Annotated in this window: 15 protein-coding genes and 4 pseudogenes; 10 read left to right on the top strand and 9 right to left on the bottom strand. The window is 59.2% G+C overall.

Annotated elements, in window-relative coordinates; genetic code table 11:
* Positions 1-575 precede the first annotated feature (575 nt).
* The 8 genes and pseudogenes from panC to bioB all read right to left on the bottom strand — a co-directional run bounded on the left by panC (position 576) and on the right by bioB (position 8,199).
* Entirely contained in the window at positions 576-1,415 is an 840-nt protein-coding gene (gene panC, locus P6U29_RS33690) for a pantoate--beta-alanine ligase (RefSeq protein ID WP_407114578.1), read from the bottom strand.
* Positions 1,416-1,428: 13 nt separating this feature from the next.
* Positions 1,429-2,301 carry a 3-methyl-2-oxobutanoate hydroxymethyltransferase gene (gene panB / locus P6U29_RS33695; RefSeq protein WP_407114579.1) on the bottom strand — a complete coding sequence of 291 codons (873 nt, stop codon included), beginning with the start codon at positions 2,299-2,301 and terminating at the stop codon, positions 1,429-1,431.
* A gap of 140 nt (positions 2,302-2,441) precedes the next feature.
* Positions 2,442-3,263 (bottom strand): HpcH/HpaI aldolase/citrate lyase family protein, encoded by an 822-nt coding sequence (locus P6U29_RS33700; protein ID WP_407114580.1) that lies wholly within the window; start codon positions 3,261-3,263, stop codon positions 2,442-2,444.
* Between the two features lie 413 nt (positions 3,264-3,676).
* Positions 3,677-4,960, bottom strand: coding sequence for an adenosylmethionine--8-amino-7-oxononanoate transaminase (locus P6U29_RS33705; RefSeq protein ID WP_407119480.1), 1,284 nt, complete (start codon positions 4,958-4,960; stop codon positions 3,677-3,679).
* A 114-nt stretch (positions 4,961-5,074) separates the two neighbouring features.
* Positions 5,075-5,590: pseudogene (gene bioD, locus P6U29_RS33710) on the bottom strand (dethiobiotin synthase); the annotation flags it as partial.
* A complete protein-coding gene (locus tag P6U29_RS33715) occupies positions 5,587-6,735 on the bottom strand; it encodes an 8-amino-7-oxononanoate synthase (RefSeq protein ID WP_407114581.1) in 1,149 nt (382 codons plus the stop codon). The gene P6U29_RS33715 and the pseudogene bioD, both read right to left, overlap by 4 nt.
* 65 nt (positions 6,736-6,800) lie before the next feature.
* A complete protein-coding gene (gene panD, locus P6U29_RS33720) occupies positions 6,801-7,154 on the bottom strand; it encodes an aspartate 1-decarboxylase (protein WP_407114582.1) in 354 nt (117 codons plus the stop codon).
* A 49-nt stretch (positions 7,155-7,203) separates the two neighbouring features.
* Complete coding sequence (gene bioB, locus P6U29_RS33725; protein WP_407119481.1) at positions 7,204-8,199, bottom strand: biotin synthase BioB; 996 nt, start codon at positions 8,197-8,199, stop codon at positions 7,204-7,206.
* Between the two features lie 343 nt (positions 8,200-8,542).
* Here bioB and P6U29_RS33730 point away from each other — a divergent pair, with 343 nt between their 5' ends.
* Together P6U29_RS33730 and P6U29_RS33735 are read left to right on the top strand one after the other, a co-directional pair.
* The gene (locus tag P6U29_RS33730; RefSeq protein WP_407114583.1) at positions 8,543-8,848 is read left to right on the top strand and encodes a Dabb family protein; all 306 of its coding nucleotides are present in this window, start codon (positions 8,543-8,545) and stop codon (positions 8,846-8,848) included.
* A gap of 134 nt (positions 8,849-8,982) precedes the next feature.
* On the top strand, positions 8,983-9,246 hold the full coding sequence (locus tag P6U29_RS33735) for a hypothetical protein (protein ID WP_407119482.1): 264 nt from the start codon (positions 8,983-8,985) through the stop codon (positions 9,244-9,246).
* A gap of 78 nt (positions 9,247-9,324) precedes the next feature.
* Here the strand turns inward: P6U29_RS33735 and ltrA are convergent, their stop codons facing one another.
* On the bottom strand, positions 9,325-10,707 hold the full coding sequence (gene ltrA / locus P6U29_RS33740) for a group II intron reverse transcriptase/maturase (RefSeq protein WP_407114584.1): 1,383 nt from the start codon (positions 10,705-10,707) through the stop codon (positions 9,325-9,327).
* Positions 10,708-11,282: 575 nt separating this feature from the next.
* Here ltrA and P6U29_RS33745 point away from each other — a divergent pair.
* The 8 genes and pseudogenes from P6U29_RS33745 to P6U29_RS33780 all read left to right on the top strand — a co-directional run.
* Positions 11,283-12,029: pseudogene (locus P6U29_RS33745) on the top strand (IS256 family transposase); the annotation flags it as partial.
* 71 nt (positions 12,030-12,100) lie between these two features.
* Positions 12,101-13,406, top strand: a pseudogene (locus P6U29_RS33750) (transposase); the annotation flags it as partial.
* Between the two features lie 128 nt (positions 13,407-13,534).
* Positions 13,535-13,993, top strand: a pseudogene (locus P6U29_RS33755) (transposase); the annotation flags it as partial.
* Positions 13,994-14,020: 27 nt separating this feature from the next.
* Positions 14,021-14,383 carry a hypothetical protein gene (locus P6U29_RS33760; protein ID WP_407114585.1) on the top strand — a complete coding sequence of 121 codons (363 nt, stop codon included), beginning with the start codon at positions 14,021-14,023 and terminating at the stop codon, positions 14,381-14,383.
* Entirely contained in the window at positions 14,380-14,727 is a 348-nt protein-coding gene (locus P6U29_RS33765) for a chorismate-binding protein (protein ID WP_407114586.1), read from the top strand. Before P6U29_RS33760 ends, P6U29_RS33765 begins: the two co-directional genes overlap by 4 nt.
* Positions 14,663-15,070: a chorismate-binding protein gene (locus P6U29_RS33770; RefSeq protein ID WP_407114587.1), complete on the top strand. Its 408-nt coding sequence runs from the start codon at positions 14,663-14,665 to the stop codon at positions 15,068-15,070. Before P6U29_RS33765 ends, P6U29_RS33770 begins: the two co-directional genes overlap by 65 nt.
* Positions 14,995-15,168 carry a chorismate-binding protein gene (locus P6U29_RS33775; RefSeq protein ID WP_407114588.1) on the top strand — a complete coding sequence of 58 codons (174 nt, stop codon included), beginning with the start codon at positions 14,995-14,997 and terminating at the stop codon, positions 15,166-15,168. The genes P6U29_RS33770 and P6U29_RS33775 overlap by 76 nt, the downstream gene beginning before the upstream one ends.
* A gap of 77 nt (positions 15,169-15,245) precedes the next feature.
* Positions 15,246-15,749 carry an anthranilate synthase component II gene (locus P6U29_RS33780; RefSeq protein ID WP_407114589.1) on the top strand — a complete coding sequence of 168 codons (504 nt, stop codon included), beginning with the start codon at positions 15,246-15,248 and terminating at the stop codon, positions 15,747-15,749.
* Positions 15,750-15,900 lie beyond the last annotated feature (151 nt).

Here is a 15,900-nt window from a genome sequence, read left to right on the forward strand (position 1 = left end):
CAGGAGGAGCACATGAAATATGCGATTAGACTACTCGTTGCCGGTTGCTCTTCAGTCCGGCACTCGCTCAAAATCACACCGCGAAAGCATGCAGATTGAGGAAATACGACCCGGAGTGACCTCCGAGGATCGCGTTACCAGGTTCCCTAAAAGGCGGAAAAGGCAAGACTCGTACTGCATCAAGAATTTTAGCACCGGCTATCCTCGTCGAAAACCGGGCGCCGCACCTTTTCCAGTGGTCTGCCCACAGCACTCATAGGACGATCACAGTTCGGCGCCTGTTTCATTCGGCAGATGTCTTGGACCGTCGTTGAGAGGAAGGTCTTTGCCTGTTGCATACGTTCCTACGTATGGTCGCTCTGATGAGTGCTGCCAAACCGCGTCGTAGATTCATCGATGGTTTGCTCATCTTGGTACCTCCGAGGACGCCTTGATCGTAATCACACCGGGCCGTTCGACCCGACCGCGTTTACCAAGCGGGAGTGCCCCCGATGCCCCTCGCCTCCCTGCCATCCGTGCTCGCTCCGGCCAAGTCCCTCCGCTAGGGCCTTCAGCTCCGCCTTCGCTTTCGCTTGCTAATTAAGGATCACATTATCTATGAGCCGGGTGCCCCCGACATAGGCCGCCACGCAAAAGACCGCGGGACGCCTAAGGGGACTCTCGGCAGGCTTCAGAGTATCGACCTCGACAAGCTCCGCGTACTGCAGCAGATCGACTCGCTCCAACTGGCGCTTGGCGATCTCTAGGAGCGCGTCGACTTCCCGCTCGCCTGCTTTGAACTCGGCTTCTGCGGCGAACAGAGCGCGACTGATCGCGAGGGCGCGCTGGCGCTGTTCCTCATTTAGAAATCGATTGCGACTGCTCATCGCGAGCCCGTCCGGTTCCCGAACAGTTTGCACCGTCACGATTTCAACCGAAAGATCGAGATCGATCGCCATACGACGCACGACAGCGCATTGCTGAAAGTCTTTCTGTCCGAAGAACGCGACGTCTGGCTGTACCATGTTGAACAGCTTGCACACGACCGTCGCCACACCGCGAAAATGCCCCGGCCTGAATGCTCCACACAACGATTTTGTAAGTTCGCTTGGTTCGACAAGGGTCTCGAAGCCTCCCGGATACACCTCCCGCGCATCCGGTGCGAAGAGGATCGAAACACCCGCATCTCGGCACTGCCTTTCATCGCGAAGAAAGTCGCGCGGATAGGTGTTGAGATCCTCATTCGGCCCAAACTGAGTCGGATTTACAAAGATGCTTACGACCGTAGCGTCGCTCTGGGCGCGGCTTGCCTCGATCAACGCCACATGCCCCTTATGCAGGTAGCCCATTGTCGGGACGAATCCGACGCGCTTGCCACTCTTGCGAGTTTTTGCGAGAGCCATGCGAAGCCCGGCGACGGTTGTGACTGTTTCCATGTCGAGTTCCACGTCAGGCTTTATTCGAACGTGTCCAGTTTGAGAGTTGGTCTTCCAGGCCTTTGGGAAGTCGATAGGATTCTTGTGGTGTCGGAAATGTGCCATTGCGGACGTCTGCGGCCCAGCGTGACAGCGTCTCCTGCAATAGCTTAAAACCCTCCGCATAGGCCCGAACGAATCTGGGACGACGACCTTCTGTCAGTCCCAGAACATCATGGAAGACGAGGACTTGGCCCGAGCAATCCGGTCCTGCACCGATCCCAATCGTCGGTATCGTCAGAGATTCGGTCGCTCGTGCACCGAGCTCGGCGGGGATGCCCTCCAAAACCAGCGCGAAGCATCCAGCCTCCTGGAGGCTGTGCGCGTCGTCAAGCAAACGCAATGCGGCCTCGGTTCTCTGGCCCTGCACCTTGAATCCACCCATAACATTGACGCTCTGCGGAGTGAGTCCAAGATGGCCCATAACAGGAATTTCGCAGTCGACCAAAGCGCGGACCATCTCGACACGATTGGCGCCCCCCTCTAGCTTCACGGCCGCGGCGCCACGCCGCACGAAATCGCCCGCGTTGCGGATCGTCTCCTTGACACCAAGATGAAAGCTGAGAAAGGGCATATCGGCCACGAGCAAGGCACGAGGCTTTGTGCGCGCGACCGCCTCGAGATGATGTTTCATCATGGCCATGCTGACCGGCAACGTATCTTCGAATCCGAGACAGACGTTTCCAACGCTATCGCCGACAAGGATGATGTCCACGACAGCCTCGGCGATGCGTGCCGTAACTGCATCGTAAGCGGTGGTCATTACGATGCGACGTCTCTCATGTTTCCATCGCTGAAGAACCGGAATCGTGACGCGTTCCACGGGTGGCTCCGACGTGTGGCTCATGCAATATTCCGATCCATTCAGTACTGCGACGAGGAGCTGGCACTATGTGCCGGATGCGAGCAGGCGGACCCAGATCCGCTCGGACTCCACCTGAGACCCGATGATGTGATCGACTGTCGCGCCATCAAGGCCTACGCTCTTCACCGGGGCAACGCAGCTTGCGCTCTCGCAATGATTGAGTGAGCACGAGTTCGTACTGGCGCATCTACCATGGCGCCATCCACAGCAACTGCGCCCTCACCCGCCCTGAGCACTCGGTGCGCCCAGGCGACCTCTCCTTCGTCAGGACGAAAGCCAGCGTAAATTGGCCCAATCTGGCGAGGATGGATCGCGAGCTTTCCGCCGAACCCAAGATCGCGCGCATAGCGGGCGTCTTCTCTTGCAAGGTTTGGGTCATCTACCGACGTCGTGACGCCATCAAGTGGAGGCAGTTTTCCTGCAAGTCGGGAGGCAAACACCAAGCTGGATCGCGCCGAAAGCAAGGCTTCGCGGGTGTGCGAGCACCCCATTTCGGCGCAGAAATCGATGGAGCCGAAAGCTAACCGCGCTATTCCAGGGAAAGCCGCAATTTCGAAGGCGTCCCTAAGCCCACGAGCTGTCTCGATGAGGGCAATTATCGGTAAGCGCCGCCTTAAATCAGCGGCTAACCGCAAGAGCGATCTACCTATTTCGGCCTTGGGGAGAATAATCCCGTCGACGGGAAGCGAGGAGACAAGCGCCACGTCATCGCCATGCCATGCGCTACCCATTCCGTTGATACGCACGAGCACAGGATGCTCCGAAAGTCCGAGGCCAAGGTGAACGGATCTACGCGCTTCTTGTTTGGCTTCGGGTGCGACCGCATCCTCCAGGTCCAGAATGACCGCGTCCGCGCCCGAAGCAGCAGCCTTCTTGAACCGCTCAGGCCGGTTTGCCGGAACAAAGAGCGGCGCCACAAAATCAAGGCCGGAAGTCTGCATCATCCACTTTCGCTTTGACTGAACTCAGGTTGCCGAACGATTCCGAAACCCAATGGCTCTATGGATATCAAACGTCGAGACGAGCCATGAACTCTAGCAATCGCTTGACGGCAATGCCTCGCGATAGGAAAGTTGGACGCTTCGACGAGGTCAGTCTCAGTGGATGCCGGCTAGTCTGAAGCCGACAACGCTCCAGAATCGTTGCACCAGCCCTTCAACTTTTGATCCGAAAAAGTCCATTGCGGCTTACGAATCTAAGCGCGCTTGTAGTTGGAGAACCGGCGAAGCACGCCAAAATGGCGCAGGAGTTCAGCGATTTCGAGCATTTTACGCAACATTCCGTCAAAAGGGTCAATCAGCGGACGTCGCCCCGAAGACCAACACGTTAGCCGCCTGAATGGCCAGAGTGCCGGATGCTAAGCCCCAGAACCGGAGTCTCCGAAGGCGTCGGCAGCTTCTCGTATGCCGCTGTAGATCTCATCAATATCAGCCGTTGTCACGCAATAGGGCGGCATCACATAGATTGTATTTCCCAGTGGTCGTAACAAAATATTTCGATCCTTAAAGAATGAATGGAGCTTTGGACCTACGCCAGCGAGATACCCAGCATCACTCACTTTGAGATCAAGGGCTGTGACTGTGCCGGTCCGACGGACGTTCTCAAAACGCGCATCATTGCGGAATGCTTCAAGCGCCTTCTCTTGCATACCTATTACCGACGTGAGGCGGCGACGAGTCTCCGGATCCTCCCAGAGCTCCAAGTTCGCTTTCGCAGCAGCACAAGCCATTGGGTTCGCAGTGTATGAACTGGAATGAAAGAACGTACGCGTTCGATCATTCGAATAGTGGGCCTCGAAAATTTCTGAACGGCAAAGTGTCACAGCGAGCGGGACCGCTCCCCCCGTGATTCCCTTGGAATAGCAGACGATGTCGGGCGTAACATTCGCTTGCTCGCAAGCAAACAGGCTTCCCGTGCGGCCCCAACCTGTCATGATTTCGTCAGCAATGAAAAGGACCTCGGCGGCCTCGCAGATCCGCTTCATCTCTCTGAGCACCCAACTTGGGTACATCAGCATTCCACCTGCCCCGAGTATCAGGGGCTCTACGATAAAAGCGGCCGGACGTTGGGTTCGGCATACAGATGCGAGCGCATTTAGGGTTTCCCGCTCTCGACCTTTTGCGGGGAACGGGATGGTGTCGACGTCGAACAGCAATGGACGATACGTTGCGTTGAAGACGCCGCGGGCACCAACCGACATCGCGCCAATTGTATCGCCGTGATAGGAATGTTGCATCACAACAATGCGGGTTCGCTCTTTGCGGTTATGATGCCAATAGCCTAGGGCCATCTTGATGGCGACTTCCACACTGGCCGAGCCACTGTCCGAAAAGAATACATAGTCAAGACCACGCGGCGCGAGCCTCAGAATTCGTTCTGCAACTTCTTCAGCGGGATCGTGCGTGTATCCGGCGAAAATAACCTGGTCGAGCTTGCCTGCCTGTTCTTGAATGGCACGCACAATGGCTGGATGGCAATGGCCGTGGGTCACGACCCACCAAGACGAGATTGCATCGATGATACGGCGACCATCTGCGGTGTGGAGATAGGCGCCATCGCCACGAACCACCTTGCTCATCTTGCCTTCGAGAGCATGTTGAGTAAATGGATGCCAGATCGGAGAGGTTTTGCTTTGCGGCACTGTTTGAAATCGTCGTGGAGAGAATGCGTTTTTGAACGCAGCCCTTAGCGTTGTCGATGTGAGCGGAGACAGCAATGGCAATCGACCCAACCAGCGCACGCCTCCGATGTCGCAAATTGCGTTCTCGGTTTCGGCATTTTGATCGCCGATGAACGCAACCCCGAGGATAGGAATGTGGCGGCGGCGAAGCGCTTCAATCGACAACAGGGAATGATTGATCGTACCTAGCGTCGTGCTCGCGCAAAGCACGACAGGAAGTCGCCATCGCTCAAAGATGTCTACGTACAGCGTGCCGCAATCCAGGGGTACCATCAGCCCGCCAGCGCCCTCGATCACCAGCGGTCGGTCACCGACGTCCGGAACGTTGAGCGAACCCACGTCGATGTGAATTCGATCAAGCTCGGTGGCTAGATGGGGCGAAGCGGGGGTTCGAAGGCGATATATCTCAGGGACGATGCGATCAGGCGAGAGATCGCCCAGCTTTGCGACAAGCTGGCTATCCGTCTCATCCTCAAGCCCGGCCTGAATCGGTTTCCAATAGTCGGCTCCGATAAGGTCGGCGAGACCTGCGCAAAACACCGTCTTGCCAACGCCTGTACCTGTGCCCGTTACTACTATCCGCAGGCTCATCGCGACAAGCCTCTGGTTTCATGAATCAGCGCATCAAGCATCGCGCTCACGTCCTGCTCTCCGACGTTGAGCGTCAATGATATTCGTAAACGCGCTGTGCCTGCCGGCACGGTTGGCGGCCGAATTCCGCGAATATCGAAGCCAAGCGCCTGCATCGCCGAGGCGAGTTGCATTGCTTGCGCGTTGTCGCCCACGATATACGGCACAATCTGCGAATTCGAAGGACACCGCAGACCCCGCGCCTTCATCTCGCGATGTGTGAACGCGACCAGGTTTGCCAAGCGCTGCTGGCGTTCGGGTTCCTCCTGCAAGATCAACAGCGCCTCTCGGATGCCAGCAGCCATCAAAGGCGATGGCGCGGTCGCGAAGATAAACGGACGGCAGCGATTGACCATGAAATCACGGATCGCCGTGGAGGCAACTACGAGGGCCCCGGCGGCGCCGAGCGCTTTACCGCAGGTATGGACGACCACTAAATTATCGTTTCTCTCATAGGGCCCGGTCAAGCCTCGCCCCTGCTCTCCGTACACCCCAGTGGCATGCGCCTCGTCCACCATCAGGAACGCGTCATGCCTGCTCGCGATGCCGACCAGGTCCTTGAGCGGCGCGAAATCGCCGTCCATGCTGTAGACACTTTCGACAACAATCCAGACGCGACCAATTCCGCCTTGGGACCGCCAGTCACGGATCGTGTTTTCGACCGATTGGGGATCATTCTGAGTGCTTATCCGAAACTCCGCCCTGCCGGCCCGCGCGCCTTCATGGATACTGGCGTGCACAAGAGAATCGAGAACGAGTAGATCGCCGCGCTGCGGCAGCGTTGTCAGGATCGCGAAGTTTGCGACGTATCCGCTCCCAAAGACAAGAGCCGTCTGCGCGCCAAAGAACCGTGCAGCCTCCAGTTCGAGACGTTCGTGTTCCACGCAATTTCCGCGCAGAAGCCGTGATCCGCCCGCTCCAATCGGTGTACCCGCCTCGAGCGCAGCCAAGAGGGCTGTCTTCATTCGAGGCGCACTCGCGAGGCCCAAATAGTCGTTCGAAGTGAAATCAATCCCACCCCGGGGCTTCAACGTTCGCAAGCGGTTATCATCGTTGAGGGCATGCAAGGCCCTAACGTAAGTGGCGTCCTTATCGGCGGGGTGCATTGCTGACTCCGGACAGTTATGAGCCGGCCCTGCTGGCCGCAAAAGGACAAAATTGATAGATCCGCCTAGCCTGACAGAACGCGGTTTTCTCGATCGACCAGCACGACGCGTGGTTTGAACGTCTTTGCTTCCGCCTCATCGAACAACGCATATGCAGCAATGATGATTTTGTCTCCAGGCATTGCCATTCGTGCGACGGCACCATTCAGGCCGATTATGCCTGACCCCGGCGGCGCTTCGATCACATACGTGGCAAACCGCGCTCCAGTGTCGATGTTATAGATTTCGACACGCTCGTTCGTCAGAAATCCTGCTGCCTCCGATAGGGCGCGATCAATGGAGATCGAGCCTTCATAGTGCAGATCGGCCTCGGTCACCGAGGCACGATGGATTTTGCCTTTCATCAATGTGATGTTCATTTTTCACCTAAGCTGGCGTTTTGCGCATAGCGCCGTCGCAGAGCCGCTTTTAAGAGAGATTGGACTTGATACCGAGTCGGACCAGCAACTTGGCGTCGCGGTCGCGCTGCGGGTTCTTGGTGGTCAGCAGCACATCACCGATGAAGATAGAATTTGCTCCGGCCAGGAAACACAGGGCCTGCAATTCGTCGGTCATATGTTGACGTCCGGCCGACATCCGAACGACGCTCTTGGGCATCATGATCCGGGCGGTCGCGACCAGGCGAACCAAGGCGATCGGGTCGGGGCGCTCGGCCGTGTCATTGACCGGCACACCCGAGACTTCATTCCACAGGTTGATCGGAACGCTTTCCGGATGGCTCGGCAGATTGGCGAGTAGCACCAGCATGCCGAGCCGGTCTTCGACGCGCTCGCCCATGCCGATAATGCCGCCGCAGCAGACTTTGATTCCGGCTTCGCGAACGCTCGCCAAGGTGTGGATGCGGTCCTGCAACGTGCGGGTAGTTACTATCTTGCTGTAGAACTCAGGCGAGGTGTCAATGTTGTGATTGTAGAAATCGAGACCGGCGCCGGCGAGCCGGGCAGCCTGTGTGGACGTCACCATGCCAAGGGTGACGCATGTCTCCATGCCGAGATCCTTGACTGCGCTGACCATCTCGCAGACCTGATCGAGATCTCGATCCTTTGGACTGCGCCACGCCGCCGCCATGCAGAAGCGGGTGGAGCCGGCGTCCTTGGCGCGTCGCGCGGCCGCGACAACGACGTCGGGATGCATCAGGCGGGTGGCTTTCACCCCCGTGTCGTAATGTGCGCTCTGTGAGAAGTAGCCGCAATCTTCTGGGCAGCCCCCTGTCTTTATGCTGAGCAGGCTTGCCGCTTCGATGTGATTTGGGTCGAAGTTCTCGCGATGAATGCTCTGCGCCTGATACATCAAGTCGGAAAATGGCAGCTCATAAAGCGCTTCGGCCTCGGCACGCGTCCAGTCACTGCGGGCCGGAGCGATGATATCGCTGCCGTTCTGCTGGTCTTCTACAGCAGCAACCATAACCTCGGTTTCCAATTGACTAGATTCTCGGGCACGGCCCACAAGCGACTTCTACCCTTTTCGGAATGGGGAAAACTCGCCAACTCTCGTCAGACGCGCGCACATTCTGCGACCCTTCCTGCTTTTGCGCAGAAATCCATCGCCAAGCTCGGCCAGCTCAGTGACCCCTGAACTTTGAGCCGCCGCCGGTTCGCGGTGGCGGGCAGTACTGATGGCGACGTCTCCATCGTGTTGCCCAGGTTGCAAACACTCGGAGAGCTTCGTTGACGGCGGCAGAAGTGACTGCAGTGGAGCCGATCCCAAGTTATTTGAGTGACGAGCTAAGGGAATACGACCGTCATCCATGATTCGTTACCTCGTCTTGTTTACCGCCAAGGATAAGGCCCACATCAATCGAATGATGGATGGTCTGTTGATTCTGGCCACCATCCCACATGCGCGCCAGATCGAGGTTGCTCGCAACCAGAAGAGCGACCAGCTCGGAAACGAAATCGACGTCGTGGTCTATGCTGAGTTTGATAACGAGGCGGAACTCGCAGCCTACAAAGCCCATGAATTGTATGAGGAATCGATCAGGCGAGTCCGACCGCTCCGGGAGGTACGGCTCGCGGCCGACTACTATGTGTCAGCAGAACCGGCGTCGCCCTGAATGGATTTGACAAACCGAGTTACGGCAACTGCAGATCGCGGGAAGCCTCTAATCGGTCGATTTGATGGGCTTAGGGTAGTCGGCCGGTAGAGATGCATATCCGCGAATTGCCCTGGATTGAGCCTGTCACGGCGATGCGACGTCTCGCGCATCGCCCACACCTGACTTTCCTGGATAGCGCAGCACGGCATGAGCTGCTCGGACGCTACTCGTATCTGACGTGCGACCCTTTCAGCACCTATCGGGTCGATGAAGGACAAGCGAGTTGCAACGGAGCGGCTCTAGATGGAGACCCATGGATAGCTCTTCGCGACCTCCTCGCTAAGTATACCAAGAGCATCGCGACGATCTCCCGCCATTCCAAGGAGGTGCGGCGGGCTTTGGTCGTGGTCGAGTAGCTCGGCCATTTGGCTTTGCCCTCACAGATCCGGGCGGGCGGCTTTCCCGCACCCGGCTCTTCCCGAGAGTAACCCGCGTCATATCCGCGCCTGCGCCCATGTGCGAGTGATGCGTGGAGTTGGCAGGCGGAAGCGTGCCGTCAGGGTCTCGAACTCCGGCCAGCCCATGCGCCGACTTTTCTGGCTGCGCCGTCTCAGACAACGCAGCCAGGTTCGACGCACTTCGCGGTAGAAGCCGTTGAGCGCTGGATAGTTGTGCGGCCTGCCATAGTAGCCATAGTGCCCGCGCAGCACGGCGGCGAACCACTCGTGCTGCTTGGCCAGTGGCGCGTGCATGAGCCGCCAGGCGTCCTGGCGCAGCGCCGTCAGCTTGCGCGTCAGGCGTTTCCTTTCCGTCTTGTGCTTCACGATGAACCGGCCATCTCGGGTCCGCCCGCAGTAGTGGGTGAAGCCCAGGAAGGCGAAGGTTTCTGGCCGCCGATCGCCGCGCCGCTGACGCGAGAGGGCCGCGAACCGGCCAAACTCGATCAACCGCGTCTTGTCCTCATGGAGCGTCAGGCCGAAGCTGGCCAGTCGCACCTTGAGGGCCAAGAGCATTTCCTGCGCATCGGCCTTGCTCTCGAATCCCATGACGAAGTCGTCCGCGTAGCGCACGGTCACAATGCGACCGCGTGCATGGCGACGACGCCATTGGTGGGCCCAGAGATCGAGGATGTAGTGCAGGAAGATGTTGGCAAGGAGCGGGCTGATGCCTGCCCCTTGCGGCGTGCCCCTGTCCGTCTCTTGCTTCTCGCCGCTCTCAAGAACGCCAGCTCGCAGCCACAGCTCAATGAGCCGTAGGATACGAGGATCGGCGATCCTGTGCGCCACCATCCGCAGCAGCCACTCGTGGTCGACCGAGTCGAAGAAGCTGCGAATGTCGGCATCGAGCACCCAGTTCACGCGCTGGCTCATGATCGCCGTATGCAGGGCATCAAGCGCCATATGAGGATTCCGCCCCGGCCGGAAGCCGTAGGAGAATCCGAGGAAGTCGACCTCGTAGACCGCGCTCAACACCTCGGCCACCGCGCTTTGGACGATCTTGTCCTCGAGCGCCGGCACACCGAGAGGCCGCTTGCCGCCATCGGCTTTGGGAATGTAGACCCGCCGCACCGGCTGTGGCCGGTAGCGAGCAGTGTGGACCCGTGCGCAGAGGTCGCGGATGTTATCCGTGAGCCCTTCTTCGTACTTCGCCACCGTTATCCCATCGACCCCCGCGCTGGCCTGCCGCTTTTGTCGTCGAAACGCCCGAAGCAGAGCGTCTTCGTCGATGTGGTGCAGCAGGGCCGTGAACCGGGTTTGGGCAGCCTGCTTGGCCGCCGCGTTCACCCGCTCGAGGTTCGGCGGCAAGGCAACCCGGCTCTGTGTCCGGCCCCTGGCCTCCTCGCGCAGGCTCCCCTCGGGCTGGTCCCTTCCCTCCATGCGTCTCGTTACCTTCGACGACTTCACAGGTACTATGGATCAGTCCGACTCCCGACCTCAGCTCGGACCGCGGCTCTGGCAGTGCCTTGCCGCTGTCCCCCACTGGAGACCAATCCAATGGACCTGGTCGGGCCTCTCATGTTCCGATGATTACCTTCCATGCGTGATCCGGCCATCGACCCCGACGGAGCGGCATCGTCTCGCATAACGACGATGCTCATGCTGCCTTCGTGACTAGGGAACACACTCGGCCTCCGCGAACATCCACCTTTCGAGGCTCATTCCCGCACCCCGCATGGCTCCTGTCTACACTTCGGACCCCGCGTTGCCGCGCCGCCCGCAAGACTCGGTCCCGGCTTGCCCGCTTCGGCTTTGGCCGGATGGGACTTCCACCCACAAGCAATCATCAGCTTGGCATGACGTACTCCCCATTGATGGTGTAGCTCGGTAGAGCAAAGCCGCCCGCACGCGCGCCCTCACATAGCGCCGTAGCGGGCGGGCGGCTTTGCGGTGGTCACCGGCGGTTCGCCGGTAGGGTCGGGTTGCTGACACCAACCTGATTCGAGGAACCACCGATGACCGATGAGATGATGAACCTCCGCACGCTCGTGGAGAAGACCCCTGATGCGGATCTGCTGCGCGAGATGATCGGCTTTGCCGCCCAGCGCCTGATGGAGCTGGAAGTGGAAGGCCAGACCGGGGCGGCCTATGGCGAGAAGAACCCCGAGCGTCTGGCACAGCGCAACGGCTACCGCGACCGGACCTGGGAGACCCGCGCCGGCACGGTCGAGCTGCGTATCCCCAAGCTGCGCAAGGGCTCCTACTTCCCGGGCTTTTTGGAGCCGCGCCGGATGGCCGAGAAGGCGCTCACCGCGGTGGTGCAAGAAGCCTACGTGCAGGGCGTCTCGACCCGCTCGGTCGACGATCTGGTGCAGGCGATGGGGATGAGCGGCATCTCCAAGAGCCAGGTCTCGCGGCTGTGCGCGGAGATCGACGACAAGGTGAAGGCGTTCCTCGCTCGTCCGATCGAGGGCGACTGGCCGTATCTGTGGATCGATGCCACCTATGTGAAGGTGCGCCAGCAGGGACGCATCGTGTCGGTCGCGGTGATCGTCGCGGTCGGCGTCAACAGTGATGGCCGGCGCGAAGTTCTCGGCATGGACATTGGCCCCTCGGAGGCTGAGACATTCTGGACGGCATTCCTGCGCAAGCTCGCCCGCCGCGGCCTGCGCGGCGTCAAACTGGTCGTCTCCGACGCCCATGAGGGCATCAAGGCGACCGTCAGCAAGGTGCTCAACGCCTCCTGGCAGCGTTGCCGCGTGGGGTCGTTGAAAAAGCTGCAATTGCCTGATTCCGTTCTCGTCGGCGATTCGCGATCGGCGGAGCAAACGAGATGCTGGGGCGCAAGGAGCGGGATCAGTTGGAGCTCTTCATCACTGGCACGCTCAGACAGCTCGTCCCAGATGAGCACGTGCTGGCGCGGGTCGATCGCGTGCTCGACGTGTCTTGGCTAAGGGAAGAGGTCTCCGACTGCTATTGCGCGAACGATGGTCGGCCAGGCATCGATCCGGAGGCCGCGGTCCGCCTGATGCTCGCGGGTCTGCTCACCGGCATCGTACACGATCGCAAGCTGATCCGGGAGGCTCAGGTTAACATCGCCATTCGCTGGTTTGCTGGTTAGGGCCTGCACGAGCAGCTACCGCACCATTCCAGCCTGACGCGCATCCGCCAGCGCTGGGGCGAAGAGCGATTCCGTAGGATCTTTAAACGCACGGTCCAGGCCTGTCTGAAGGCCAAGATCGCAACAGCCGAAGTGGTTCACATCGATGCGTCGCTAATCCGCGCCAACGTGAGTTGGGACAGCCTCACCGAGCAACATGTGGTGGATGTGCTGAGCGAAAATCAAAGCGAAGATAAAAGCGAGGATGAGAGAAAGGGCCGGCAAAGCGGGAAGTACAAAAAGGTCTGCACGACTGATCCCGATGCGACAATGGCTACGAATGCCCGAAACCGGCGGCTGGAACCCGCTTACAAGCAGCACACGGCCGTCGATGACAAGGTCGGTGTCATTCTGGATGTCGCGGTCACGACTGGACAAACGAACGAAGGAGAGATGATCGAGCCGCAAGTCGATGAGGTTGAAGCGATTACAGGCATCGACATAAAGGTGGTCACCGCCGATGCGGGCTATGCCTACGCTAAAGTCTACGGCGCGCTCGAGCGGCGCGGCATTGATGCCCTCATCCGCCGAACCAATCAAGAGTCGCGTACCGCTCAGACGCTTCCGGTACGATGCCAAGAACGACATCTTGAAGTGCCCGCGAGGGCGTATCTTGCGCCCCGCGCGGCCCATCAAGCACGGCCGTTTCTTTTACTTGAAGGCGAAGGATTGCACCCGGTGCCCGCTCAAGGGCGATTGCCTATCCAAAGGGCGGGTTAACAAAGCGGTCGTTGTCGGTGACCATTATCCGGCACTGCTGCGCGCCCGCCGCCGTCGCGAGCGATGGAGTAAGCAGGATCGACATCTCTATCAACGCCATCGCTGGCGCTCAGAGGGCTTCCACGGCGAAGCCAAGACCTGGCACGGACTGGCGCGCGCCATACGGCGCGGACTACCGAACATGAAGATCCAGGCCTACCTGACGGCCGCTGCGATCAACCTCAAGCGGCTGGCAGCCGCTCTCCTTGCGTTTATTTTGCCTTGGATTGTCCCTCAAGCGCGTTCGCGGCTTCAGATCGCGCCGTAGCGCGGGTTTTGACGCGAGGGCCATGGCGGTGCCGGTCGCTGCGTCGCACGAAATCTATTGGCCACTTCTTCAACGACCCCCGCGTCCACTTCATGCGCAACGCACTGGCCCATGCCGGCAAGAGCGGGCGGCGCGTCGTCTCCGCCTTCATCGCCACCGCGTTTGCCCAGGATGATGCCGAGGCCGCACGAGCGCAATGGCGGAAGGTCGCCGACCAGCTCCGTCCCAAGCTGCCCAAGCTTGCCGGCTTCCTCGACGAAGCCGAGACCGATGTGCTGGCCTATATGACGTTCCCGCCGCAGCACCGAACCAAACTGCACTCGACCGACCCGATCGAGCGTCTCAACGGCGAGATCAAACGGCGCACCGAGGTCGTCGGCATCTTCCCCAATGAAGACGCCATCGTCCGCCTCATCGGCGCGATCCTGCTCGAACAGAACGACGAATGGGCCGTCCAGCGCGCCCGCTACATGACGCTGGAAACCATCGCGCCGTTGAGCGATGATCCAACCGTCAGCCTCCCGGCTATCGCCAGCTGACCAGTCCGGCTCTTGCCGGCGAACGCGGTGTCCCACCCCAGTTACACCACGCTCAGGGACACGATCCGGGCTTTTTTTGCTTACGACCTGAACAGGACATTGGAGCGATTGCCGCTGCCGCCAATTCCGGCGCAGGGTTCACCGCAATCCATGCTGCATTTCTATGACGTGGTACTCAGCTTTGATCATCGCGACGGAAGATGCTGGGTTGTTTCTTCTGGATGGCCGGAGCAGGATTCGGAACGTCGAATAGAGCGCGCATGCAGACGAGCGGACGAATTTGTTGACTGCTTGACGGCCCAGAAACACCGCGAGAGCCCCCGGGCAAAGCAGGCGCGTGGCATTCAAACTTCAGTCGGGAAGGCTACATTGCAGCGGTACGCCGGGTGATCGAGTTCATCCTGGGCGGCGATGTCTTCCAAGCCAATATCGCGCAGCGTTTCAGCGCCAGGTTACCAGCCTCGTTTTGTCCGTTCGACTTCTACTCCCAGCTGCGGACCCTCAATCCGGCTCCCTTTGGGGCTCTTCTGCGTTATGGCAATTTCACCATCGCATCGAGCTCCCCTGAACGCTTCTTAAAGCTTGCTGGGCGGCGTGTCGAAACGCGACCTATCAAAGGCACGATTCCGCGGTCTGCTGATCCCAGAGGAAGACCAGCGTCGAGCCGAAATGCTCGCTGCTTCCGAGAAGGACCGGGCCGAGAACACCATGATAGTCGACCTTCTGCGCAATGACTTGTCCCGCGTTTGCACTGCCGATTCCGTCGATGTCCCAGCGTTTTGCAGTCTCGAAACTTATGCCTCGGTGCATCACCTCGTGTCAGTCATTACGGGTGAGCTTGCAGAAGATAAAGACGCAGTCGCCCTTCTCCAAGCTTGTTTCCCCGGCGGCTCCATCACAGGAGCTCCAAAAGTGAGGTCAATGGAGATTATCGCAGAGATCGAGCGTGTGGCGCGGCAGGTTTATGCGGGGCGATCGGTTTCATCGGCTTCAACGGATACATGGACACGAACATTGCGATCCGCACAGTGGCGATCGACGAGGGCATCGCCGTGTTTCATGCCGGCGGCGGTATAACAGCAATGTCAGATCCAGAGGCGGAATACGAGGAGACACTCGCGAAAGCGCGACTTATCTTCGAGGCGTTTCGCGCCTCAACAGCCGGTGCAGCTTGATTGTTATTATCGATAACTACGACTCGTTCGTTTTCAATATAGCGCGCTACTTCCGCAAACTCGGCGAAACAATGTAGGTGATCCGAAACGATGCCGTCAGCGTAGGCGAAGTCGTTGACCTCAAACCAAGTGCGCTCGTCCTATCACCCGGTCCCGGTACTCCAGCCGAGGCCGGAATATCTTCCACCCTCGTCCGTGCACTTTCAGGTCGGATCCCAATTCTTCGCATTTGTCTCGGGCACCAGTGTATTGGAAGCGTGTTTGGGGGACGCGTGGTACGTGCCCGTCGTCCAATGCATGGCCGGTCCTCATACGTGACCCATGGCGGCGACGGGCTGTTTTACGGACTGCCTTCCCCACTCCGCGTTGGGCGCTATCATTCTCTTATTGTTGAATTTGATGCGCTAGCCAGCACGCACCTAACGGTCACGGCCCGCTCTGAGGAGGGCGAGATCATGGGCGTTGCGCATCGCCATCTACCCACATATGGCGTGCAGTTCCACCCGGAATCCATACTTACGCAGCAAGGCCAAGCTCTTTTTATGAATTTTCTGCGGCTCGCACAGCGTTCCGCAGCGTAAGTGGATCAAACGGGGCACGTCTCTTGTACGGTGCGGGTTAGCCGGCAGGCGCATTCTTCCTGACGTGAGCGCCGCCCTCAACTCGCGAAATCCCTGCTGACGGGCATGTCGGATGGACCCTCCAATCGACAGAACGATGCGAGAGGCCCGT

The organism is Bradyrhizobium sp. LMG 9283 (genome assembly GCF_045571415.1).
Taxonomy (GTDB): domain Bacteria; phylum Pseudomonadota; class Alphaproteobacteria; order Rhizobiales; family Xanthobacteraceae; genus Bradyrhizobium.